A 21,546-nucleotide genomic window follows, 5' to 3' on the forward strand; every position below is an offset into this window, starting at 1 on the left:
CGGCCGGGGCAGGGCCGGACGAGTGGCCGCGTGTGCGCGGACGACGACAGTGGGTGCCCCGGCTCAGCCGCGATCGGTGCCCAGGAGCCCGGCGTCCAGTGGCTGCAGCCGGTCCAGCTCCTCGATGAGCGCCCACCACAGCGCCCAGTCCAGGTGTTCCATGCCCTCGCTCGTGCGGTTCCCGGCGATGTCGAGCCGGAGCCGGTCGCGGCGGGCGAACGCGGCTCCCCAGTGCCCGGTGCGGTCCAGTTCGTCCAGCTCGCCGAGCAGCTCGCGCATCGTGGTCAAGGCGGGGCTCGGTTCGAGCCGGTCGCCGGCGCATCGCTCGTGCAGCGCCGTCACCACCTCGATGAGCGGCCGGCGCCGCACCTCGGCCCGAACCGCCGCGACGACCTGGTGCAGCGCGGCGCGCGCCTCGGGCGACATCTCGTCGCCCGGCCCCGTGCGGGCGGGCTGCACCTCGAGGACGACGGTGCGGGACGGCAGCACACCGAACCCGGCGCAGACGTCGAGCAGCAGGTCGATGCCCACGTAGCCGACCGCGGCATCGCGGACCGCCGCCTGCACGTCCTCCGGGTCGGGCGTCGGATCGCGGAGCAGGCGCCTGCGGACCTCGCCGCGAGCACCGCCCCACTCCACCGCGCCGACGAGCAGGAGCGACTCGGGCTGCAGGTCCTGCAACCGCTGCGCCACTGCGACGGCGCCGTAGTGCAGCTCCTCGACGACCACGTCCGGCCCGAGGTCCGCGCCGGCCAGTCGCTCGACGGCATGGCGGCCGAGGTCGAGGTCGGACTGGTAGAGCTCGCCGACCCCGCCGATGAGGACGGGCACGGTCAGTCGGCCCCGCAGGAGCAGGTGTTGACCTCGCGGACGACGGTGCCCTCGCCGGTCGCGGTGTGGGTGGTGCAGGGCATGCAGGGGTCAAAGCTGCGGATGGCCCGCAGCATGTCGACCGAGGTGAACTTCGACGGGTCGGAGACGTCTTCGATGATCGGGGTGTTCATCACCGCTTCCTCGTAGGGCCCCGGTTGGTCCCAGGGGTCGCGGGGCGAGGCGTTGATCGTCGACGGCGTGCAGATCTGGTAGTTGACGATCTTTCCGTGCTCGGTGACGAGGTGGTGGGTGAGCCAGCCGCGGCCCGCGCCCCACCAGCCGACGCTCACGCGCTCGTCGGTGGCGATGTGGTCGTCGAGCTTGTCCGGGGGCACGGCCGCCACGGCCGTCTCACCGCTCTGGAACAGGCGATAGGCCTCCAACAGGCTGGCCAGGCCGACCAACTGGCTGAAGACGTAGTGGTAGGCGCGGCCGCGGTTGCGTTCGAAGGCGTTGAGCACCGGCGGGACGTGCCACTCCACCTCGGACTCCGGCGTGACGCCCTTCGGGATGAACATCCGCAGCGAGTGCCCGGTCGCCTCCACGAAGTCGTTCGCCGGCAGCTTCTGCGCCATGGCCGTGGTGTAGAGCCGGGCGTAGGCACCGGCTTCGACGACCTTGCGGTCCCACCGCGGCGTGCACGCCCAGGTGTACTTGTCCTTCCACGACTTCTCGTCGGGCTTGGGCAGCGTCTGCTTGTTCCAGGGGTGGTAGGGACTGATCGGGTTGCCGAGCGGGTCGGTTGTGTACCGGTCACCCGCCCACTGGTCGTAGTAGGAGTGCTCGACGAACTCCTCCCACCCGATGTTGATGTCGGTCAGCCGGGTGGTCACCAGCTCACCGTTGATCACCACGCCGGGGGTGGACCAGCGGCGTTCGCCCCAGGAGTTGCAGTTGGCGTAGGTGGCGTCGTAGGCGAAGGGGTCGTCCCAGTAGCCGGGGTCGATGAGGTTGGTCGGCCGCGCGCCGACCTGCCGGTAGCGCTCGTCCGCCTCGTAGAAGAACTCGGGGATGTCGTTCCAGACCCCGAGCATGCGCTGGGCGTAGTCGAAGATCTTGCCCAGCCGGGAGTGGTACTCGTTGAGCGTCTGCAGGCTGAGCGTGGAGGAGACCCCTCCGGGCACCACCGTCTGCGGGTGCGGGTACTTGCCGGCGAGCGTCACGAACATCTCGCGGGACAACCGGGTGAAGTCCAGCCCTTCGCGGTACAGCTGTCCCGTGAGTGGGGTCAGCGCGGTCATCAGCTCGGCCATCGTCCGGAAGCCGTGCTGACGCTCGCTCGGGCACTTCCAGCTCTCGGCCTTCGTCCACAGCTCGGGACTGACGGCCCGGATGACCGGCTCCGAGTAGTCGGGGCCGGCGAGCAGGTAGAGGTGCAGCGGGTTGTCGTAGCCCATCTCCGCGGCCTCTTGCATGTTGCGGACCACGGTGCCCATCGGTGGCGGTCGCAGGCCCATCGCCATCTCGATGGCGTACGCCGAGGCGTGCGCGTGGACGCCGCCGCACACGCCGCACGCTCGGGAGGACACGAAGATGGCGTCGCGCGGATCCCGGCCCATCAGGATGACCTCGTAGCCCCGGAACAGCGTGGCCTGGGAGTGCGCGTCGAGATAGCGCCCGTTGCCGGCGAGATTGGCGGTGACGTGCAGGGCGAGTGCGCCCGCGACCCGGGTGACCGGGTCCATGTTGATGTCCTTGATGTGCCCGTTGGCGGCGACCAGCTTGCGGATCTCCGCCTCGCGCTGGGCGTCGGACATCGCCACGTCCGGCTTGGACACGTCCACCGCGTACGGGTCGCGGATGCCCTGACGCAGCGTCGCTCGCCCGGCCGCGTCGAACTCGACGGGGAGGTTCTGGAAGCACATGAGGGGAGCCTCAGTTCTCGTCGGGGCGGTGGCCGTCCGAGCCGTCCGTGCGGTCGGACTGTCGCGGGTGCACGCGGTCATCCGCCGCCGTGGCCATGCGGCTGCCGCCGGAAACCTGTTCGGGTCGCTTGCCCCACGGCTGGGCGGGGTTGCGGGAGGTGTCGGCCGCCAGCCGGAACCTGTCGTAGAACCGATGAATGGTCTCCGCCACGAACCCGGGCTCCGACTTCTCCCGGGACCAGCCGCTGGGCACCGAGCCCTCCCGGTCCCACCGCACCTCCCGGTTCAGGTGCGCGTTGGTGATGTTGCGCAGCGGCTTGATGACGCCGCCCATGATCCGCGTGGCAGCCGACGAGAGCGCCGAGCCGGGGGACTGGGTGTAGAACGGCGTGAACTTGTCCGGGAACCCGGGCATCGTGCAGCCGATGCACGCACCGCCGGCGTTCATGCAGCCGCCGTGGTGGTTGATCGCGCCGCGCTCGGTGATGTTGCAGTTGACCACCGGGCCCCAGCAGCCGATCTCGACGAGGCACTCCTTGTCGCCGAACTCCGCGGCGAAGTCGCCCTCCTCGTAGTAGGCGCCGCGCACGCAGTGCCGGTGCACGGTGTCGCCGAACAGCCACGCCGGCCTGCCGAGCTCGTCGAACTCCGGCAGCGGCCCGATCCCCTGCAGGAAGTAGAGGACCGCCGCCACGGTCTCGGTGAAGTTGTCACCGACGGGCGCGCAGCCGGGGATGTTGACGACCGGCACGCCCAGGGCGCTGCGGTAGTCCTTGCCGAGGAAGTCCATCAGGCTCATCGCGCCGGTCGGGTTGCCCTCGGCCGACGGGATGCCGCCCCAGGTGGCGCAGGTGCCGATCGCGATCGAGGCCGCCGCGCCGGGGGCGAGCCGGGCGATCCACTCGTCCGTGGTGACGGTGCGGTGCGCGCCGTCCGGCCCCCAGGGCTCCTCGCCCTGTCCGACCCAGTAGCCGCCCGTCTGCATCGCGATCGTCTCGTCCGTGATCGACCCCTCGAGGATGATCACGTACGGGGCATCGAGCACGCCCTGGACCGCCTCCTCGTGCGCCCGCAGGTAGTTCGGCCCGGACTCCACGTTGATCACGGGGTGGTGCAGCACCACGCGCGGCAGGCCGGGGTGCGCACCGAGGAGCAGGCTCTCCACCGACGGCGTGGTGGCGCCGGTGACCGACACCGAGCATCCGTCGCAGCTCATCCCGGCGAACCAGAAGGCGTGCACCTTCTCGAGCGGCCCGAGCCTGCTCGTCACCGTGCCCCGCGCAACCGGCTCCACGAGGTGCTCGGTCATCGCGCGGGCGGGCATGCCGAAGTCGCCGAGCTCCGCGCGGTCGTGGAACCGGTTCACCGGACCGAGGATCTCCAGCAGGCGCTCCGCGGGGGTTCGACCGTCCGTGCTCGGCGCCATCGCCGTCCGCCTCTCGGTCTAGATGTCTTCCGCATCTAGCAGTGGATGCGACGGTACCGCGTGCCGCCGTCCGGCGGAACCGGTCACTGTGACCGGAGGCACAGGCGGTGTATGGTCAACACACATAGTCATGATCCACGTGCTGAACGGGGGCCGGCGATGGAGCTGGCGTCATCCCGGTTGATCGGGTGGTACATCGGGTTCGCGGTCGCGGTGGTGGTGATCGGGCTGGTCGCCGTCCTGCTCGTGGCGATCACGGCGACCGTCCGGAAGATCGCGCTCGTCGCCGAGAACATCGCGGCCACGCTCGAGGTGGCGCGCGACCGCACCCAGGCGCTCTGGGACGTGAGCACCACCAACCAGGTCGCGCACGACATCCTGGAGTCGGCCACCGCGGCCCGGACGACGCTGGAGCGCTCATGACACTCAGCGACGAGGTCCTGTTCCTGTGGTGGCTCGCACTCGGCATCGCGCTGTTCGTCGTGGTCCCCGTGGTGGTGCTGTTGCTGCACCGGCTGCTGCGGGCGGTCGAACGGACCCAGGCCGCGGTGGTCGACCTGTGGAACACCGCCACCACGGTCGCCCGCAACACCGCCACCACCTGGCAGCTCGGCGGCACCGGTGACGCGCTCGACGCACTGAAGGTGGAGGCCTTGCGGCACGACGCGCTGCTCGACGCGGCCGCCCGGCCCACCCAGGAGGCCACCGCGCCGGTGCCGCCCGCGGCACCCCAGCCGACAGGAGGCAGGCCGTGATCCTCCTGCTGATCGTCCTCACGGTCGTCGAGGCGCTGGTCGTCGTCGGAGTGCTGGCCGCCTACCTGGTGCTGCTCCACCGTCGGCTGGTCGTGATCTCCACCCACCTCGGCCGGATCGCCTTCGGCATCCGGGCGGTGGAGACGCAGACCGCCTCGATCGGCCCGTCCGTGCTGCGGATCAACGCCACCCTGCGGGAGATCAACGGCGCGCTGCCGGCGATCGCGGCCAAGGCGGAACGACTCGCCGGAACGGGCGTCTGATTCCCATGTGCCTCGGAGTGCCGGGCCGGATCGTCGAGATCACCGACGTGGACCACCAGCTGGCCGTCGCCGATGTCGAGGGTGTCCGCCGGAAAATCAACATCGGGTTGCTGGTGGAGGAGGAGGTCATCGCGGGGGACTGGGTCCTCATCCACGTCGGCTTCGCCATGTCGAAGATCGACGAGGCCGAGGCCGAGGCCACGCTGGCGCTCCTCGCCGGGATGGGCGATGCCTACACCGACGAGCTCGACGCGCTGTTCCAGAGCCGGATCGAGTGAGGGCACCTCGACGTGAAGTTCTCCGACGAGTTCCGCGACCCCGCCACCGCCCGGGCACTGGGCGCCCGGATCGCCGCGCTGGCCGAGCCGGGACGGCACTACAAGATCATGGAGGTGTGCGGGGGGCACACCCACACCATCTACAAGCACGGGCTCGAGGACTTCCTGCCCGAGAACGTCGAGATGGTGCACGGCCCGGGCTGCCCGGTGTGCGTCATCCCGATGGGCCGGGTCGACGACGGCATCAGCGTGGCCGAGCAGCCGGGAGTCATCTTCACCTGCTTCGGGGACATGCTCCGGATCCCGGGCAGCCGGGGCAGCCTGCTCGACGCCAAGGCCCGCGGCGCCGATGTGCGGGTCGTGTACTCCCCGCTCGACGCCCTGCGAATCGCCCGCACCCACCCGGACCGGCAGGTGGTGTTCTTCGCGATCGGGTTCGAGACCACGGCCCCGTCCACGGCGATGACGCTGGTGCGGGCCCGTGCCGAGAAGCTCACCAACTTCTCGGTCTTCTGCAACCACGTCACGATCGTGCCGCCCGTGCGGGCCATCCTGCAGTCGCCGGACCTGCGCCTGGACGGCTTCCTCGGCCCGGGTCACGTGTCCGTCGTGGTGGGCTGCCGCCCCTTCGAGTTCATCCCGGCCGAGTTCGAGCGCCCGGTCGTCGTCACCGGCTTCGAGCCGCTCGACGTGCTGCAGGCGGTGTACCAGGTGATGCGCCAGATCGCCGACGGCCGCGCGGAGCTGGAGAACCAGTACAAACGGGTGGTCCCGTACCAGGGCAACGCCGCCGCGCTCGCCGTCATGAGCCGGGTCTTCACGCTGCGGCCGCAGTTCGAGTGGCGGGGCCTGGGGTTCATCGCCCGCTCGGCCCTCGCGTTGGCCGACGACTGGGCCGACCTCGACGCCGAGCGCCGGTTCGCGGTGCCAGGTGTGCGGATCGCCGACCCGAAGGCCTGCCAGTGCGGCGAGGTGCTCAAGGGCGTGCTGAAGCCGTGGGAGTGCAAGGTCTTCGGCACGGCCTGCACGCCGGAGACCCCGATCGGGACGTGCATGGTGTCGTCGGAGGGCGCCTGCGCCGCGTACTACAACTTCGGTCGCTTCGCCCGTGAGCGACGGCCGGTGCCCGTGGAGATCAGCGCCCGATGACCCGCAGCGAGGCTCAGGTCCGGGAGGGCATCGAGCGGGCCAGGCGGGCCCGCCCACGACTGCGCGACGAGCACATCACGATGGCGCACGGCGCCGGGGGCAAGGCGAGCGCCACGCTCGTCGACGCGCTGTTCCGGCCGGCGTTCGCCAACCCGGTCCTGGACCGGCTGACCGATGCCGCGGTACTTCCCGGCGGCCTCGCGCTGACCACCGATGCCTACGTCGTGAAGCCGTTGCGGTTCCCGGGCGGGTCCATCGGCACCCTCGCCGTGCACGGCACGGTCAACGACCTCGCGGTGTCTGGTGCCCGGCCGCTCGGGCTCTCCGCGGCGTTCGTGCTGGAGGAGGGGCTCGCGGTGGAGACGCTGCGGGCGGAGGTCGAGGCGGCGGCCCGGGCCGCCGAGGATGCCGGGGTCGCCATCGTCACCGGCGACACGAAGGTCGTCGAGCGCGGTAAGGCCGACGGGATGTACGTCGTGACCTCCGGGATCGGGCGGGTGGAGCTGTCCGGGTTGGACCCCGCCGGGCTGCGACCGGGCGACCGCGTGCTGTGCTCGGGGTACGTCGGCGACCACGGGACAGCGATCATGCTGGCCCGCGGCGACCTCGACCTCGAGGCCGACGTCGCGTCGGACACCCGCTCCCTGTGGCCGTTCGCCTCCGCGTTGGGTGCCGCGGCCGGGGACGGGCTGCGGGTGATGCGGGACGCGACCCGCGGCGGTGTCGCCACCGTGCTGAACGAGCTCGCGATGGCCTCCGACGTCGGGGTCGTGGTGCACGAGTCGGCGGTTCCGGTGCGCCCGGTGGTGCACGGGGCGTGCGAGCTCCTCGGGCTGGACCCGCTCTACGTCGCCAACGAGGGCGTGCTGGTCGCGGTCGTCGCCCCCGAGGTCGCCGACGCGGCGCTGGCCGCACTCGGCGACCTCCCCGGCGGTGAGCACGCCGCGGTGATCGGCGAGGTCGCTGCCGAACCGCCCGGCATGGTGCTGGTCCGCACCGGCATCGGCGGACATCGCATCCTGGACCTGCTCATCGGCGACCCCCTCCCGAGGATCTGTTGACCGAGCTGGTGGACCTCGCCCACCGGCTGGCCGAGCGGCTGGCCGGCGGTGCGACGCTGCTGGTGCACGGCAGCGGTGACCTCGTCCCCGACGCCCACCACGTCGTGGTGGAGTTCATGCACCCGGTGATCGTCGGCAAGGCCGCCTACCCCGCGCTGTACGTGCCTGCCGCGCAGGACGTCGAGCTGCTCGCCCGTCCCGGTGATGTTGCGCTCGCACTGGGGGAGGCACCGGAGTTCGTCGCGGCGGCCGCGCGGGCCGGCTGCGAGACGCTGGAGCTCGTGGCGGGTGACGACGGCTACGTCACCGGCTACCACCTGCTCTGGGAGATCACCCAGCTCGTGCTCGAGTCACGCGAGCGCCCGGCCGATGCCGACCTGGAGTTCCTCTACGGCGGCGGCGACCGTGGCGAGACCCGGGCCGCCGCGGAGCGGGAAGCGGCGCGCAAGCGGACCGAGAGCGCGGAGCTCCGCGCGGCCGTGCTCGCCCGATACGACATCGGCCTCCAGGCGTGCGCGACGGCGATCGGCGAGCGGGTCGGCGCCGGGGGGCGGGTGCTCACCATCGGTAACGGTGGCAGCTCGACCGACGCCGCGAGCCTGGCGCTGGCGCTGCGCGCACGGGGCCTGCCCGCCGTGTGCCTCGCCGACGAGATGGCGGTGGTCACGGCCCTCGCCAACGACGTCGGCGTCGACAAGATCTTCGCCCGGCAGGTCGCCGCTCTGGCCGGGCCGTTCGACGTCGTCGCCGGGCTGTCCACCAGCGGTGGATCGGCGAACCTGCTGGCGGCCTTCGCCGAGGCGCGCGGCCGGTCCCTGCTGACCGTCGGGTTCGCCGGGTACGACGGCGGCGCGATGGCGACCGCCGGCACCGTGGACCACCTGTTCGTCGTGCCCTCGTCCAGCGTGCATCGGATCCAGGAGGCGCAGGACGCCCTCTACACGCAGCTCGCCGCCCGGATCCGGATGTAGGCGAAGCCGGGTCAGCTGCCGGATTCCTCGAGCCGCCGGGCCACCTGCTCGAGCGAGCTGTTCGTCGCGCTGAGCGCCGGGCCGATCGACGCGGTCTGCGTCTCGATCGCGCGCACCCCGAACGTGATCTTGCCCAGGGTGGTCGACACGTGGGCGAGCCTGCGGGCGATGGTGACCAGGTAGCCCGCGAGCACCCCGACCAGGGCGGCCACTTCGGCGATGGTGAGCGCGATGAGTGTCTTCCTCGTCATGCCGTCGGTCCCTCCGTCGCCGTCGACTCCTCCGCCTGGTCCAGTGCGGCGCCGAGCGCTGCGCTGTGCGCCGAGGTGGTGCCCAGCAGGTGTGTGGTCTGCGTGTTCGCCGCGACCTTCTGGCCCGCTGCCCACACCGCGTCCACGTTCCGATCGACCTCCACGACGGAACGCCGCAACGTCTCCAGCAGGCCCCACACGACGCCGGCCACCACGCCCCCGGCCACGAGCGTCTGCTTCCAGGCCCGTTCGTCAGCCGCGTTCATCCCGCCTCCGCTCCGCCACCAGTGCCAGCACGGTGTCGGCGAGCTCGCTGGTCCGCTGGAGCATCTCGGTCGCGGCGAGGTTGCCGGCGATCCCGTCCGCGGCGACGGCGACGTCGTCGGCATAGCGCTCGATCTCCCCCGTGGGACGGGCGACGCGCGCGAGCAGCGCACCGACCAGCGCTGTCGCACCCGCCCCGGCGGCCAGGCCGCCGATCGCAGCGCTGCGCGCGTTCACTGCCGGACCTCGTTGTCAGGCTGCACCGCCGGCGGCCGAACCGCGCGCACGATGCGCTGCAAGGTCCGGTTGAGCGCGTCGACCTTCCACAGTGGATTCGTGTTCTCGGCGGTGCGGCGCAGTCCCGAATCGATCTCCGCGGCCTCCGCGGCGATCGTCCTGGCCAGCCGGATGAGCGTGACGAGCAGGGCCGCGGCGACGAGGACCACACCGAGTCCGGCCAGCCATCCGGTCGTCCAGTGGGGTGATCGGGTCGGCGCGATGCTGCCGCTGGTCGTCATCGGACCTCCTGAGCGCGCCGACAAACGCGTTCGTGCCGTTGTCGTCGCCCGGTCTACCAGAGGTAGATGCCTTTCGCATCTAGGAGCGGTATATGCGTTCGCCCTCTACTTGACCAAAGCCTTTACCAGCTACCGTCTCCCTCCCTGGTGATCCAGATCACTGCCGCAGAGACGCGGGAGGCGTTGTGGGCGTTCGTCGGTCGGCACTCGTGGTCACCGCGGTCGTGGCCGTGGTGCTCGCCGGGTGCAGCAGTCCGGATCCGGCGCCGGCGGCGCCTCCCGTGGACGAGCCCGTGCGCGGTGGCACGCTCGTCGTGGCGATCGACAGTGATCCCGGAAACCTCAACCCCGCCACGACCACGAGCGGCGCGGTGCACACGGCGTCCGAGCTGATGTTCAACGGCCTCGTGGGGCTGACGCCGGAACTCGAACCCGTTCCGGAGCTCGCGGAGAGCTGGGAGGTCCTCGAGGACGGCGCCCTCTACCGGTTCACCCTGCGGGACGGCGTGACGTGGCACGACGGGCAGCCGTTCAGCTCGGCCGACGTGAAGTACAGCTTCGAGGAGGTGCTGCTGAAGCTGCATTCGCGCACCCAGGCGTCGGTCGGCTCGGCCATCGAGTCGATCACGGCGCCCGACCCGCTGACCGTCGAGTTCCGCTTCACCGAGCCCTACGCCCCGCTGCTGCAGCAGCTCGACGTCACCGAGGCGCCGATCGTCCCGCGGCACATCTACGAGGGCACCGACCCGGCGACGAACCCGGCGAACCAGGCCCCGGTGGGCACCGGCCCGTTCCGGTTCGTCTCCTACACCCCGGGCGCCGAGATCCGCATGGCACGCAACGCCGAGTACTTCGAGCCCGACCTGCCCCACCTCGACGAGGTCGTCATGCGCGTCCTCCCGGAGGACTCCAGTCAGGTCAACGCCCTGCGCGCCGGCGAGGTCGACTGGCTCTTCGGGGTGCCGGGCGCCGAGCGGGCCGCCCTCGAGGCGGACCCGGCGTTCGAGACGCTGCAGACCTCGATCAACCCGGGCGGGTCGAACTGCATCATGACGGTCAGCTTCAACCTGGATCGGCCCGTCTTCCAGGACGTGCGGGTGCGCCGCGCGATCTCGTTCGCCCTCGACCGCCAGCAGTTCGTCGACCGGGTCCTGTTCGGCGAGGGCCGCGTCGCCGATGCCCCGATCTCGAGCGGCATCCCGTTCGCGCATGTCGAGGACCTGGAGAACTACCCGTTCCACGACCCGGCGCAGGCTGAGCGGCTGCTCGACGAGGCGGGCTGGACACGGCCTGCGGCCGGCGGCACCCGCGCCGCCAATGGCGTGGCCGGGGTCCCCGACGGCACGCCCCTCGCGATCGACTTCCTGGCCTTCCCGTCGTTCAACCAGTACGCCGAGCTGTATCGCGCCCAGCTCGCCGAAGTCGGCATCGACGTCACCCTCCAGCCGCTGGACCCGCCGGTCTTCGCCCAGACCGTGTTCGCCCAGCGGGACTTCGACACGAACATCATCAGCTACTGCAACGGCACCGATCCGGAGATCGGCGTCAAACGCCAACACCTCAGCACCAACATCAGCGCCACCCCGTTCTCGAACTCCTCGGCCTACCGCAACCCGGAGGTGGATGCCCTGTTCGAGCAGGCCGCGGGGACCGTCGACCAGGACGAGCGATCGGAGCTCTACCGACGGATCCAGCAGATCGCCGTCGACGATGCGCCCTACGCCTGGGTCGTGGAGACCACGTCCACCAGGATCTTCCGCAGCGGCTGTCAACAGTTCGGGCCGTCGGGGCACTTCGCGAAGACGGCGTACTGCACGCCTCCCCAGTGAGGGCCGGAGGTCCCGGATGATGCTGCGCTACATCGGCATCCGGGCGGCGCAGGTTCCGCCGACCGTCGCGGGCATCCTGCTGGTGGGCTTCCTGCTCATCCACGTGGCGCCGGGGGATCCGGTGCTCGCGCTGGCCGGGCAGAACGGGGATGCGGAGTACTACGCGTTCATGCGGGACAAGTTCGGCCTGGACGAGCCGCTGCCGACGCAGCTGGCCGTCTACGCCGGCAACGTGCTGGAGGCCGACTTCGGAACGTCCTACATCCAGGGCAGGCCGGCGATGGAGGCGATCCTGGAGCGGCTGCCGGCCACGGTGCTGCTCACCGGCACCGCACTGGTGCTCTCCGCGCTCGGTGGGATCGCGCTCGCCGTGGTCGCGGCGTCCCGGCCGCGCGGGGCCCGCGACATCGCGGTGAGCACGCTGTCGCTGGGGCTCTACGCCGCTCCGGTGTTCTGGATCGGCCAGCTCGCCGTGCTGGCGCTGGCGCTGCGCCTGGGATGGTTCCCCGTCCAGGGGATGACCAGCGCACGCAACCCCGCCACCGGCTGGGCGCTCGTGCTCGACGTCGCCCGCCACCTCGCGCTTCCCGCGCTCGTGCTGGCCGCCGCCGAGCTGGCCGCGGTCACGCGGCTCGCGCGCGGCGGCCTCGTCGAGGAACTGGGTCGTGACCACATCCGCACCGCGCGGGCCAAGGGTGTGCCCGAGCACGCCGTCCTGGTCCGGCACGGGCTGCGCCGGGCGATGCTGCCGGTGGCCACCGTGATCGGCGGACGGGTGGGCCACGTGGTGTCCGGAGCGATCGTCGTGGAGGTGGTGTTCGGCTGGCCCGGTGTCGGGCAGCTCCTGCTGTCGAGCATGCAGAACCGCGACACGCCGATCGTGCTGGGCGTGTTCGTCCTCGTCGCCGTCACCGTCGTGCTCGCCAACCTCGTCACGGACCTCGCCTATGCCTGGCTCGACCCGCGCATCCGTTACCACTGACATGCCGGTCGGGTCGGGAGCGCCTGCCGCCCCCGGCCTGCTCACCCGTGTCCTGAGCAGCCCGAGCGGGTCGATCGGGTCCATGCTGGTGGGGCTGGTGGTCCTGACGGCGGCGTTCGCGCCGTTGATCGCGCCTGCCGACCCGTTCGCCATCACGGGGCCGTCGCTCGCGCCGCCCTCCGCCGCCCATCCGATGGGGACGGACGCGCTGGGTCGGGACCTGCTCAGCGGCATCGTGCACGGAGCGCGCACGTCGGTGCTGGTGGCCGGCTCGGTCGGGGTGCTGGTACTGATCATCGGCGGCACGGTCGGGACGGTGGCGGGCTACCGGGGCGGGCGGGTGGACGACCTGCTCATGCGCGCCACCGAGTTCGTGCAGGTCCTTCCGGTGTTCTTCCTGGCGATCGTGGTGATCGCGCTCTTCGGGCCGGGCCTGGACCGGCTGGTCCTCGTGCTCGGCCTGGCGTCCTGGGAGCTGCTGGCCCGGGTGGTGCGGGCGGAGGTCCTCGCGCTGCGCAGGCGGGAGTTCGTCGAGGCCGCCCGTGCGAGCGGGGCGTCGCCGCTGCGCATCGTCGTGCGCGAGATCCTGCCCAACGCGCTGCCCGCCGCGATCGTCTACCTCGGTCTGCTGCTCGCCCAGGTGATCCTCATCGAGGCGAGCCTCAGCTACCTGGGCCTCGGCGACCCGAACCGGATCAGCTGGGGTTACCTGGCCGGCGAGGCCCAGGACTACCTGCGGGTGGCCTGGTGGCTGGCGCTGTTCCCCGGCGCGGCCGTCGTGATCGCCGTACTCGGGATGAACCTGCTGGCCGACGCCCTCACCGACGTGCTGGGCGGGCGTCGATGAGCGGGCCGGAGGTGATGGGGCCGGTGCTGTCGATCCGGGACCTGACGGTGGAGTTCACGACCCCGACCGGCACCGTGCACGCGGTGACCGAGGTGAGCCTGGATGTGCACCCCGGTGAGGTGGTCGGCGTCGTCGGCGAGTCGGGGTGCGGCAAGACCGCGACCCTGCTGGGCGGCATGCGGCTGCTGCCCGAGCCCCCGGCCCGCATCGTCGGCGGCGAGGTGCTCCTGCACGGGCGGGACCTGCTGCGGATGTCGCGGCGGGAGCTGCGCCGGGTGCGCGGGCGCGAGGTCGGCGTGGTGTTCCAGGACCCGCTGACGTCGCTGCATCCCTCGATGCGCGTCGGGGAGCAGATCGCCGAGGCGCTGCGGGTGCACGACCGCCACCGGTCGGCCTCCTCGGCGCGGGCCCGGGCCGTCGAGCTGCTGGAGCTCGTCGGGGTGCCCGCTGCCGCGGCACGCTTCCGGGACTACCCGCACCAGTGGTCGGGCGGGATGCGGCAGCGCGCCATGATCGCCGCCGCGATCGCGAACCGGCCGGCCGTCCTCATCGCCGACGAACCGACCACCGCGTTGGACGTCACGATCCAGGCGCAGGTGCTCGACGTGCTGCGGCTGGCCCGGGCCGAGACCGGTGCGGCGATCGTGCTCGTCAGCCACGACCTCGGGGTCATCGCCGAGATGGCCGACCGGGTGGTGGTGATGTACGCGGGCCGGGTGGTCGAGACCGGTTCGGTGGAATCCGTGTTCGCGGCACCGCGGCACCCCTACACCGCGGCACTGCTGGCCAGCGTGCCGCGCCTCGACGGTCCGGTCGTGCTGACCGACCCGATCCCCGGACAGCCTCCGGCGCTGCGGGTGCTGCCCTCCGGGTGCGGGTTCGCGGAGCGCTGCCCGTGCCGCCACGAGCGATGCTGCACAGAAGCGCCTCCGGCCCGGTCCGGAACCGTGCACCAGGTCGCCTGCCACTTCCCGTTGCGGTCCGGGGACACATGACGCGCGACGTGCTCCGGGCCGAGGGCCTGAGCAAGCACTTCCCGACGCGGGACGGCACGGTGCGCGCCGTCGACGGGGTGAGCTTCCACCTCGCCGCCGGGGAGACGCTCGGGCTGGTGGGGGAGTCGGGGTGCGGCAAGTCCACGCTCGCCCGGCTGGTGGTCCGGCTGCTCGAGCCGACCGCGGGCCGGGTGTTCGTCGACGGAGAGGATGTCACCCGAGTGCGGGGACGCGCGCTGCGTGCCCTGCGGCGCGAGCTGCAGATCGTCTTCCAGGATCCCTACGCGTCGCTCAACCCGCGGATGCGCGTCGGGGAGGCGGTCAGCCAGCCGCTGCGGGTGCATCGGCGCTACCGGGGGGCCGCCGGCGCGGCCCGCGTCGGTGAGTTGCTGGAACTGGTGGGGCTCGACCCGGACTCGCGCGGCCGGTTCCCGCACGAGTTCTCCGGCGGGCAGCGGCAGCGGGTCGGGATCGCCAGGGCCCTCGCGCTCGAGCCCCGGGTGCTGGTGCTCGACGAGCCGGTGTCGGCCCTCGACGTGTCGGTGCGTGCGCAGATCGTCGGCCTCCTGGACCGGCTGCAGCGCGAGCTCGACCTCTCCTACCTCTTCATCGCCCACGATCTGGCGGTCGTGCGGCAGGTGGCCGGCCGGGTCGCGGTGATGTACCTCGGCCGGATCGTGGAGACCGGGCCCCGGGACGAGGTCTTCGCGGCGCCCGCCCACCCCTACACGCAGGCGCTGCTGTCCGCCGTGCCGGTGCCCGACCCGGTTGGCCGGGAGCGACGCAGCCGGATCGTGCTCGCCGGCGAGCTACCGGACCCGGCCCATCCACCGACCGGATGCCGGTTCCGCACCCGCTGCTGGCAGGCATCGGGCGTGTGCGCTGATGACGACCCGGCGCTGATTCCGCGCGGTCGCGCTGCCCACCATTCCAGCGCGTGCCACTTCGCCGGCGCGACGAGGTCGGCCGGCAGGTAGGCGGCTGGGTGTCGATCACGGCGGCGCGGGCCTGCTGCGAATTCCGTGCCAGCCGACCGCGGCGGCGACCAGCAGCAGCGCGCCGCCGAGATAGTAGACCGCCTGGATGCCCACGGCGGCCGCGAGCAGGCCGCCGACGAGCAGGGAGACGAGGCGGCCGAGCTGCCAGAGGACGTCGAAGCCGGCGAAGACCCGTCCCCGTGCCGCGGCGGGTGCGTGGGCCTGGAGCAGCGAGTTGAACGTGACGGCGCCGCTGGACGTGCCGAGCCCGTAGGCGGCCAGCGCGATCAGCGCGACCGGCAGCGCGCTGAAGGTGGCGACGACGACGTCGACCACGCCCCGGAGCGCGAACGGCCCGAACACGAACGCCGGTCGGCGCGGGTCGGTGACCAGCCGGGTGAGCAGGAACGGGCCCAGCACCGCACCGACCCCGATGGCGCCGAGCAGCAGCCCGTAGCCGCTGGGGGCCAACCCGAGGTGGTCGCGGGCGAGCACCACCAACAACGCGCTGGTGGCGCCCGCGGACAGTGCGGCGAGCAGCTGGCCGGCTCCGAGCGCGCGCAGCAGCCGGTCGCCGGCGACCAGTCGGACCCCGGCGGCGGCGTCGGCGAAGAACCCGGCCCGCCGGGTGGGGGCCGGTGCGGCGGGCAGCCGCAGCCCGGCCAGGGCCGCGGCGCTGACCAGGAAACTGGCGGCGTTGATCCCGAACGCCGGCCCCGGCCCGAGTGCGGCGTAGACGACACCGGCCAGCGGGGCGAGCGCGATCTGGCTGAGCACCGCGGCGGTCCAGATCCCGCTGTTGGCGGCGACGAGCTCGCGGTCGGCCACGAGCGTGGGCAGCGTGCTGTTCACCGCCGGGTTGAACAGCACGGCTCCGACCGAGAGCCCGAACGCGATCGCGTAGACCGCGATCACCTCGTCCCCTGCCACGATCAGCGTGGCGGCGAGGACCGCGCGGAGCAGGTCGGCGGCGACCATGACGTGGACGCGCGGGAGCCGATCCACGAGCGTTCCGGCGAACGGGGCGAGCAGGAGCACGGGAACGATCTCGACCGCCACGACGGCGCTGACGCCGAGCGCGGAGCCGGTCAGGTCGAACACGAGCAGGCTCAACGCCACGGTGGCGAACACGTCGCCCCACTGGGAGGCGGTCCGGGCCGTCCACAACCGCCGGTATCCGGGGTGGGCGAACACGTCCCGGAGCCGGACGCGGTCGTCGGGAGAGCTCGTCACGGCAACGTCCTCACCCGGATGTGGAGGCGATCGGCGACCAGTTGCGGCCGCCGTCCCGCGTGCTGAGGACGGCCTCCGCGGTCGCGGCGAGATAGCGCGTGGCGTCGACGGCGGTGAACGCGGCCGGCGCCCCGGGCAGGGCCCCGGCCTGGACCCACGTGTCGTCCGAGCGAACCCACACTCCGCCGGCCGCGTCGACGCCGGCGAGCAGGTCCCCGGCGTGGTCGATCAGGAGCAGCGGCCGCGGTGGCTGCGCGGCGGCGAGGGTGAAGGTCGTCCCGCCGTCGGTGCTCTGCAGGAGCCCCCGCTCGGTCGTGGCGAGCACGAGGGCCGGATCGGCCGGGTCGACGTCGAGGTCGGCCGCATCGAGGACGGCGCCGCGCTGCCACGTCCTGCCGCTGTCGTCGCTGCGCATCACGACGCCGTCCGTCGCGTCGAAGCCGTAGACCGTCGCACCCCCGGTGGTGAGGGCGTGGAAGTCGGCCCTCGCCGCGCAGCGCGACCGGCTGCCAGGTCCGGGCCCGGTCCGTGCTCACCAGCAGGCCGAGGTGCGGTGGGCCGGGCTCACGCATGTCCGGGTGACCACTGGCGAGGAAGAGGTCCGGGCCGGCGATGGTGAAGCCCATCGTGTCCTGGTGGCGGTCGGCGATGCGCTCGGGGCCGGCGGACCCCAGGCGGAACACGCCGAAGTGGGTCGCGGCGTAGACGAGCCCGTCGGCGGGGTTGAGGTCGACGCCGTGAACGTGCCCGAACCCGAGATGCGGGGAGGGGGCAGCGGCGGGCTCGGGGGGAGCGGACGCGGGGGTGGTGCATGCCGACGCGATCGCGGCGGCGGCCGACAGGGCCAGGAACAGGGACGGGCGACGCACGGGGACTCCCGGTGTGGTGCGGGGCGCGACCGGGGCGGCAGCGAGTGCGCCGCCCCGGTCGGTCACTGGATGGGGATCAGACCGTCTGCAGCAGCATCTGCATGCGCTCGATCTCCGCGGTCTGCGCGTCGGTGATCTCCGAGGCCAGTGCCTTCGCCTGTTCGTTGACGCCCTCGGCGAGCTCCCGCTCGGCATCGGTGACCGCACCCTCGTGATGCGCGATCATCATCTCGAGGAACATCCGGTCGAACTCCGGCCCGCTGGCGTAGCGCAGCTGTTGCATCTGCTCGGGCGTCATCATCCCCGACATCCCGCCCATGTCGCCGTGCCCCGTGTCGCCGTGGTCCATCCCGCCCCTGCTGTCGTCGGCGGGAACCTCGGCGCCCCAGGACTCGAGGAACCCGGTCATCGTCTCGATCTCCGGGTCCTGAGCGGCCATGACCTCCTCGGCGAGCGCCTCGACCTCCTGGTTCTGGGCGCGGTCGGCCGCGAGCTCGGCCATCTCGATGGCCTGCCGGTGGTGCGGGATCATCATCTGCGCGAAGCGGACGTCGGCCTCGTTGAACTGTTCGTCCGCCTGCGCGGTGGTGGATGTCGGCGCCGACGACGTGGCGGGCGGGGAGCCCGAGTCGGCCGGGGCTGCGGCCTCGCCACCACAGCCGGCGAGGGCGACGGCTGCGAGGACGGCGCCGGCGACCCCGGCGATGCGTCGGGCGGGTGCGGTGCTGGTCATTGCGTTTCCTCCGGGTGTTCGGATGCGTCGGGGCGGCGGCCCGGGATGCGCCGGGCGCGCAGCTCCTCAGATCCGGAACACGCAGAGGGACAGGAACCGGGGTCGGGGCGGGGCGCGGGCGGCAGCTGCGGTGGACCGCCGGGGGAAGGGCGTGCGCACACCGCCGATCCCGGCGCCGGCGCGCAGGAGCCGGAGTGCGATGACGCCGAGGAGGCCCAGCAGGACGGCGACACACGCGGCCATCGCGCCGTGTCCGTCGTGCCGCTGGGTGTCGTCCACCGTCGTTCGGGCCGGATCGTGAGCCGGCATTGCGACATCCGGCCCAGCGGCGGTGCCCATCGGCGGGTGATCGGCGGATGGCGCGAGGACGAGCCCGACCGCGCTGCGATGCTGCCCGGCCCCGTCGCTCGTCGCGAGACCGTGCATCGCGACGACTCCGGTGAGGGTGAGCGCGAGCAGGACGAGACGGGACGCGGCGACGGCCGCGGTCCTCGATCTGCTTGATCGCGCACCCATCGCGTCAATCATGCCCTATCGGACAAACGGACCATGCGGTGGGCGTCCACACGCCGCTGGCGACCACTCGGGCCCGTCCTCGGCCGCGGCTGGGCACTGTCCGGCCGCCGCACCCAATTCGCGCTCCAACCTCCTGGAGGGACGTGTGGCTGTCGCGCTGAGCCGATAGGCGTGACGTCGCGTCCCGTTCGGATCGGCGGCGAGGCGCGCGCGTTGAAACTTTGGGCGGTGATCTACCCATGACGCACCCCGACCGACGCCGATTGCGGCAGGAAGGTGCGAGGGCCGGTACCAGCCCAATGCGAGGCGCCTACGCCCGACGCGGCGTGGAGTTATCTGGCGACGGCGCGACGAGCGCGTCGTGAGTCACCGTTGGAGCGGTCTGAGGTCGCTACTGCGGGTTGCCGTTCGACCGGGGGATGTCGTCCGAGCAGCGGAACTCGCAGCTGCCGGTATGACAGACCGGCAGGCAGCAGACGCGGCCGGTCTGCAAGTGCACGTGGCCGCACAGGTGCAGGTGGGCAAGGTCTTCGTCGACGCTGACGTTGTGGGCGTCGAGTCGCTCGGTGAGCTTGTCCGGCATGGCGCCGTCCGTCCCGGTGCTTGTCGCTAGGAGTGGGGGCGCCGACCAGTGTGAGCCGCGGCGGGGAGCGCGTCGAGCCCCCGGTTCGGGGGTTTCTGCGCTCACGTCCAGTACAGCTGATGGGCTCCGGAAAGCCGTTCGGCGAGCGCCCTGTCGAACCAGGAACGCAGCTCGCGCATCGTGCCGGGGGAGGGTGGACGTGCTTGGTCGATCCGAACTTGCCGCGTTTGCGCGTCCGTGTCGCCGGGTCTATGTCGATCTGGTGCGGGGGTACCAGCCGGTGATACCTCGCGGCTGCCCGGGGTGAACCGTGGGTGTTGCACTCGACGGTCAGGTCGAGGCCGGGAACGCCGTCGAGCTCGGCGCGGGCGCGTCGAGCAGGGTCGTGTACTCGTCGCGCCAGCCGGGCAGCGGCATGATCGGGGCGATGGTAAGTCCGACGGGTAGCCGGCCCGGGCCAGCGCGCCGAGGGCGGCCAGGCGGGCCGGCACGGGATCGGTGCCGCCTTGTCCGCGGGCAGGTCCGATTGGAGGTCGCCCAAGGCAGCGAGCAGCTCGGCCAGCAGGGGTGCGGACATCAAAGATGGCCGACTGATCTGTTGCGGAGCGGCTCCGGACGATGCCGTCTCATCGGCTCGCAACCGACCCCCGTGCTCGCGACTACTGTTCGTTGTGCAATCGATGCGCGCTCTTCCGATCGGGTTGTTTCCGGAGGTCAGAGCATGTTTTCCAATGACACGACGCTCGGCGGCTCTTACGGTGGATCGAGACAACGGGGGGATCGCAGCCCAGCGAGAGCCGTCTCCATGCTGGGCAACACGACGGGTAGGGCGACCGAGCGAGGCACCGATGACCGACGAGCGCTGCGTCGACCAGTGGCCGTGTCCCGACACGCCACTCGGAACGTGCGTGCGCCATCGAGCACCCGGTGTCCTGGTGGTGACCGTCCGCGGCGAGCTCGACCAGATCACTGCACCGCAGCTGCGCCACACGCTGATGCAGCAGCTCGAGCAGAGCCCCGAGCATTTGATCGTCGACCTGTCGGCGGTGTCGTTCTTCAGCAGCGCCGGGCTGCGCGCGCTGCTGACTGCACGTCACCGTGCTCACCGCGACGGGATCGGCACCCACCTCACCGGTGTGACCGGGCATCGCCCGGTCGCGCTGGTCTTCGACCTCACCGGGTGCGCTGAGCAGTTCTCGATCCATTCCAATGTCGACGCCGCCGTGGCTGCCATCGGCTGATGCCCCACATCAGCGTGACCGTTCCGGTCATGCTGATGCCCCACATCAGCGTGACCGTTCCGGTCATGCCTCCAACCCGGAGCGCTTCTGGTATTTCCTGCCAGCAGTCCTACGGGCGCATCGTCGGGTCGAGCGTGTCGAGCTCAAGGCACTCGTCGCTGACTCCCTCGAGGCCGCGACGGCGGTTTTCGACACGGAGATCGATCCGCCGACGGTGCGGCAGGTGTTCTTTTTCGACACCCCGGACCTCGCCCTGCATCGCCGCGGCGTGGTGGTCCGGGTCCGCCTGACCGCGGACACCGGTGTCGACACAGTCGTGAAACTGCGGAAGCCAGCAACGGAGGCATCCGAACGCCACAGCCGGAACCTCGCGGTTGAGCTGGATGTCCTGCCCACCACGGTCACCTGGTCGGGCCACGCTCAAGCGGCGCCTGCACCTCGACGACGCTCACCAGGCATTGCGTCGGCGGCGCCCGGCACGGCGGCTGCTGACCAAGCCGCAGCGGGAGTTGCTGGCGTCCGCCGTCGACGGCCTCGATGTCGACGACCTCGTGGCACTCGGGCCCGTTGACGTGGTGCGGTTGACCTCCGCGTTGCCCGGTGGGGGCATCGCGGTTGAGGCGTGGACTACCCGGACCACAACACCCAGCTCGTGGAGCTGTCGGCGAAGTGCCACCCCCGGCGGGTTTCCCCGGATGGCCATCCCCCTACGTGAGCTGATCATGCGCAGCGGGATCACACTGTCACAGCTGCAGACGACCAAGAGCCGGATCTCCCTGCAGCGCCTCGCACAGAAGCAGCAGCAGCTCGTGATGCCACCGCCGGTGTGACCGGCACGGGGAACGGTCGAAAGCGTACTCCCGCCGCATCGGGCCCCCTGGCGCCGCTCGCGCACGTGCTGCTCACCCGGCACCCGAGTCTCACCGAACGGCCGATCGGCGGTCAGTCCTTGGCTTCGCGCTTGGCCTCTTCCGGGCTGTCGCCCTGTGAGACCTGCTGCAGGGCCTCGCGGAGTTCTTGCTCGTCCATCTTCGAGTTGCCTTCGATCCCGGCCTCGTGGGCGCGTT

At 71.8% G+C, this 21,546-nt stretch carries 27 protein-coding genes; 14 read left to right on the forward strand and 13 right to left on the reverse strand.

The window, feature by feature from the left end; genetic code table 11:
* Positions 1 to 63: 63 nt before the first annotated feature.
* From KME75_RS16785 to KME75_RS16795, 3 genes are read right to left on the reverse strand one after another with little or no spacing between them, the layout of a single operon-like run.
* Entirely contained in the window at positions 64 to 831 is a 768-nt protein-coding gene (locus KME75_RS16785) for a hypothetical protein (RefSeq protein ID WP_219415771.1), read from the reverse strand.
* Between the two features lie 2 nt (positions 832 to 833).
* A complete protein-coding gene (locus KME75_RS16790) occupies positions 834 to 2,738 on the reverse strand; it encodes a nickel-dependent hydrogenase large subunit (RefSeq protein ID WP_219415772.1) in 1,905 nt (634 codons plus the stop codon).
* A gap of 10 nt (positions 2,739 to 2,748) precedes the next feature.
* A complete protein-coding gene (locus KME75_RS16795) occupies positions 2,749 to 4,164 on the reverse strand; it encodes an NADH-quinone oxidoreductase subunit B family protein (RefSeq protein WP_246632234.1) in 1,416 nt (471 codons plus the stop codon).
* A gap of 159 nt (positions 4,165 to 4,323) precedes the next feature.
* Here KME75_RS16795 and KME75_RS16800 point away from each other — a divergent pair, with 159 nt between their 5' ends.
* The 7 genes from KME75_RS16800 to KME75_RS16830 are packed head-to-tail and all read left to right on the forward strand — an operon-like array spanning position 4,324 to position 8,641.
* A complete protein-coding gene (locus tag KME75_RS16800; protein WP_219415773.1) occupies positions 4,324 to 4,587 on the forward strand; it encodes a hypothetical protein in 264 nt (87 codons plus the stop codon).
* A complete protein-coding gene (locus KME75_RS16805) occupies positions 4,584 to 4,919 on the forward strand; it encodes a hypothetical protein (RefSeq protein WP_219415774.1) in 336 nt (111 codons plus the stop codon). Before KME75_RS16800 ends, KME75_RS16805 begins: the two co-directional genes overlap by 4 nt.
* The gene (locus tag KME75_RS16810; protein ID WP_219415775.1) at positions 4,916 to 5,182 is read left to right on the forward strand and encodes a hypothetical protein; all 267 of its coding nucleotides are present in this window, start codon (positions 4,916 to 4,918) and stop codon (positions 5,180 to 5,182) included. Before KME75_RS16805 ends, KME75_RS16810 begins: the two co-directional genes overlap by 4 nt.
* 5 nt (positions 5,183 to 5,187) lie before the next feature.
* Entirely contained in the window at positions 5,188 to 5,460 is a 273-nt protein-coding gene (locus KME75_RS16815) for a HypC/HybG/HupF family hydrogenase formation chaperone (protein ID WP_219415776.1), read from the forward strand.
* A gap of 12 nt (positions 5,461 to 5,472) precedes the next feature.
* Entirely contained in the window at positions 5,473 to 6,609 is a 1,137-nt protein-coding gene (gene hypD, locus KME75_RS16820) for a hydrogenase formation protein HypD (RefSeq protein ID WP_219415777.1), read from the forward strand.
* Complete coding sequence (gene hypE / locus KME75_RS16825) at positions 6,606 to 7,670, forward strand: hydrogenase expression/formation protein HypE (RefSeq protein WP_219415778.1); 1,065 nt, start codon at positions 6,606 to 6,608, stop codon at positions 7,668 to 7,670. Before hypD ends, hypE begins: the two co-directional genes overlap by 4 nt.
* A complete protein-coding gene (locus KME75_RS16830; RefSeq protein WP_246632235.1) occupies positions 7,667 to 8,641 on the forward strand; it encodes an SIS domain-containing protein in 975 nt (324 codons plus the stop codon). The genes hypE and KME75_RS16830 overlap by 4 nt, the downstream gene beginning before the upstream one ends.
* Positions 8,642 to 8,652: 11 nt before the next feature.
* Here KME75_RS16830 and KME75_RS16835 read toward each other — a convergent pair whose 3' ends face one another.
* From KME75_RS16835 to KME75_RS16850, 4 genes are read right to left on the reverse strand one after another with little or no spacing between them, the layout of a single operon-like run.
* Positions 8,653 to 8,892 carry a hypothetical protein gene (locus tag KME75_RS16835; protein ID WP_219415779.1) on the reverse strand — a complete coding sequence of 80 codons (240 nt, stop codon included), beginning with the start codon at positions 8,890 to 8,892 and terminating at the stop codon, positions 8,653 to 8,655.
* Positions 8,889 to 9,158 carry a hypothetical protein gene (locus tag KME75_RS16840; protein ID WP_219415780.1) on the reverse strand — a complete coding sequence of 90 codons (270 nt, stop codon included), beginning with the start codon at positions 9,156 to 9,158 and terminating at the stop codon, positions 8,889 to 8,891. Before KME75_RS16840 ends, KME75_RS16835 begins: the two co-directional genes overlap by 4 nt.
* Positions 9,145 to 9,393: a hypothetical protein gene (locus KME75_RS16845; RefSeq protein ID WP_219415781.1), complete on the reverse strand. Its 249-nt coding sequence runs from the start codon at positions 9,391 to 9,393 to the stop codon at positions 9,145 to 9,147. Before KME75_RS16845 ends, KME75_RS16840 begins: the two co-directional genes overlap by 14 nt.
* On the reverse strand, positions 9,390 to 9,674 hold the full coding sequence (locus KME75_RS16850; protein ID WP_219415782.1) for a hypothetical protein: 285 nt from the start codon (positions 9,672 to 9,674) through the stop codon (positions 9,390 to 9,392). The genes KME75_RS16845 and KME75_RS16850 overlap by 4 nt, the downstream gene beginning before the upstream one ends.
* A gap of 185 nt (positions 9,675 to 9,859) precedes the next feature.
* On the opposite strand from KME75_RS16850, the gene KME75_RS16855 reads away from it, so the two are divergent.
* The 5 genes from KME75_RS16855 to KME75_RS16875 are packed head-to-tail and all read left to right on the forward strand — an operon-like array spanning position 9,860 to position 15,304.
* Positions 9,860 to 11,503: an ABC transporter substrate-binding protein gene (locus KME75_RS16855; protein ID WP_219415783.1), complete on the forward strand. Its 1,644-nt coding sequence runs from the start codon at positions 9,860 to 9,862 to the stop codon at positions 11,501 to 11,503.
* 16 nt (positions 11,504 to 11,519) lie between these two features.
* The gene (locus KME75_RS16860) at positions 11,520 to 12,485 is read left to right on the forward strand and encodes an ABC transporter permease (protein ID WP_219415784.1); all 966 of its coding nucleotides are present in this window, start codon (positions 11,520 to 11,522) and stop codon (positions 12,483 to 12,485) included.
* 1 nt (position 12,486) lies between these two features.
* Entirely contained in the window at positions 12,487 to 13,332 is an 846-nt protein-coding gene (locus tag KME75_RS16865; RefSeq protein ID WP_219415785.1) for an ABC transporter permease, read from the forward strand.
* Positions 13,329 to 14,327, forward strand: coding sequence for an ABC transporter ATP-binding protein (locus KME75_RS16870; protein WP_219415786.1), 999 nt, complete (start codon positions 13,329 to 13,331; stop codon positions 14,325 to 14,327). Before KME75_RS16865 ends, KME75_RS16870 begins: the two co-directional genes overlap by 4 nt.
* Positions 14,324 to 15,304, forward strand: coding sequence for an ABC transporter ATP-binding protein (locus tag KME75_RS16875; RefSeq protein ID WP_219415787.1), 981 nt, complete (start codon positions 14,324 to 14,326; stop codon positions 15,302 to 15,304). Before KME75_RS16870 ends, KME75_RS16875 begins: the two co-directional genes overlap by 4 nt.
* Positions 15,305 to 15,319: 15 nt before the next feature.
* Here KME75_RS16875 and KME75_RS16880 read toward each other — a convergent pair whose 3' ends face one another.
* The 5 genes from KME75_RS16880 to KME75_RS16900 form a co-directional block, all read right to left on the reverse strand.
* Positions 15,320 to 16,537, reverse strand: coding sequence for an MFS transporter (locus KME75_RS16880; RefSeq protein WP_219415788.1), 1,218 nt, complete (start codon positions 16,535 to 16,537; stop codon positions 15,320 to 15,322).
* A 10-nt stretch (positions 16,538 to 16,547) separates the two neighbouring features.
* Positions 16,548 to 16,955, reverse strand: coding sequence for a WD40/YVTN/BNR-like repeat-containing protein (locus tag KME75_RS16885; protein ID WP_219415789.1), 408 nt, complete (start codon positions 16,953 to 16,955; stop codon positions 16,548 to 16,550).
* 527 nt (positions 16,956 to 17,482) lie between these two features.
* A complete protein-coding gene (locus tag KME75_RS16890) occupies positions 17,483 to 18,139 on the reverse strand; it encodes a DUF305 domain-containing protein (protein ID WP_219415790.1) in 657 nt (218 codons plus the stop codon).
* A gap of 66 nt (positions 18,140 to 18,205) precedes the next feature.
* The gene (locus tag KME75_RS16895) at positions 18,206 to 18,655 is read right to left on the reverse strand and encodes a hypothetical protein (protein WP_219415791.1); all 450 of its coding nucleotides are present in this window, start codon (positions 18,653 to 18,655) and stop codon (positions 18,206 to 18,208) included.
* Positions 18,656 to 19,046: 391 nt separating this feature from the next.
* Positions 19,047 to 19,238, reverse strand: coding sequence for a hypothetical protein (locus KME75_RS16900; RefSeq protein WP_219415792.1), 192 nt, complete (start codon positions 19,236 to 19,238; stop codon positions 19,047 to 19,049).
* An 848-nt stretch (positions 19,239 to 20,086) separates the two neighbouring features.
* Between KME75_RS16900 and KME75_RS16905 the strand changes: the two genes are divergently transcribed.
* Complete coding sequence (locus tag KME75_RS16905) at positions 20,087 to 20,479, forward strand: STAS domain-containing protein (RefSeq protein WP_219415793.1); 393 nt, start codon at positions 20,087 to 20,089, stop codon at positions 20,477 to 20,479.
* 109 nt (positions 20,480 to 20,588) lie between these two features.
* On the opposite strand, the gene KME75_RS16910 is transcribed toward KME75_RS16905, so the two are convergent.
* On the reverse strand, positions 20,589 to 20,903 hold the full coding sequence (locus tag KME75_RS16910; RefSeq protein WP_219415794.1) for a hypothetical protein: 315 nt from the start codon (positions 20,901 to 20,903) through the stop codon (positions 20,589 to 20,591).
* 271 nt (positions 20,904 to 21,174) lie between these two features.
* On the opposite strand from KME75_RS16910, the gene KME75_RS45010 reads away from it, so the two are divergent.
* Positions 21,175 to 21,309 (forward strand): hypothetical protein, encoded by a 135-nt coding sequence (locus KME75_RS45010; RefSeq protein ID WP_281424562.1) that lies wholly within the window; start codon positions 21,175 to 21,177, stop codon positions 21,307 to 21,309.
* Positions 21,310 to 21,546 lie beyond the last annotated feature (237 nt).

It is taken from the genome of Pseudonocardia nigra (assembly GCF_019396355.1).
GTDB lineage: Bacteria > Actinomycetota > Actinomycetes > Mycobacteriales > Pseudonocardiaceae > Pseudonocardia > Pseudonocardia nigra.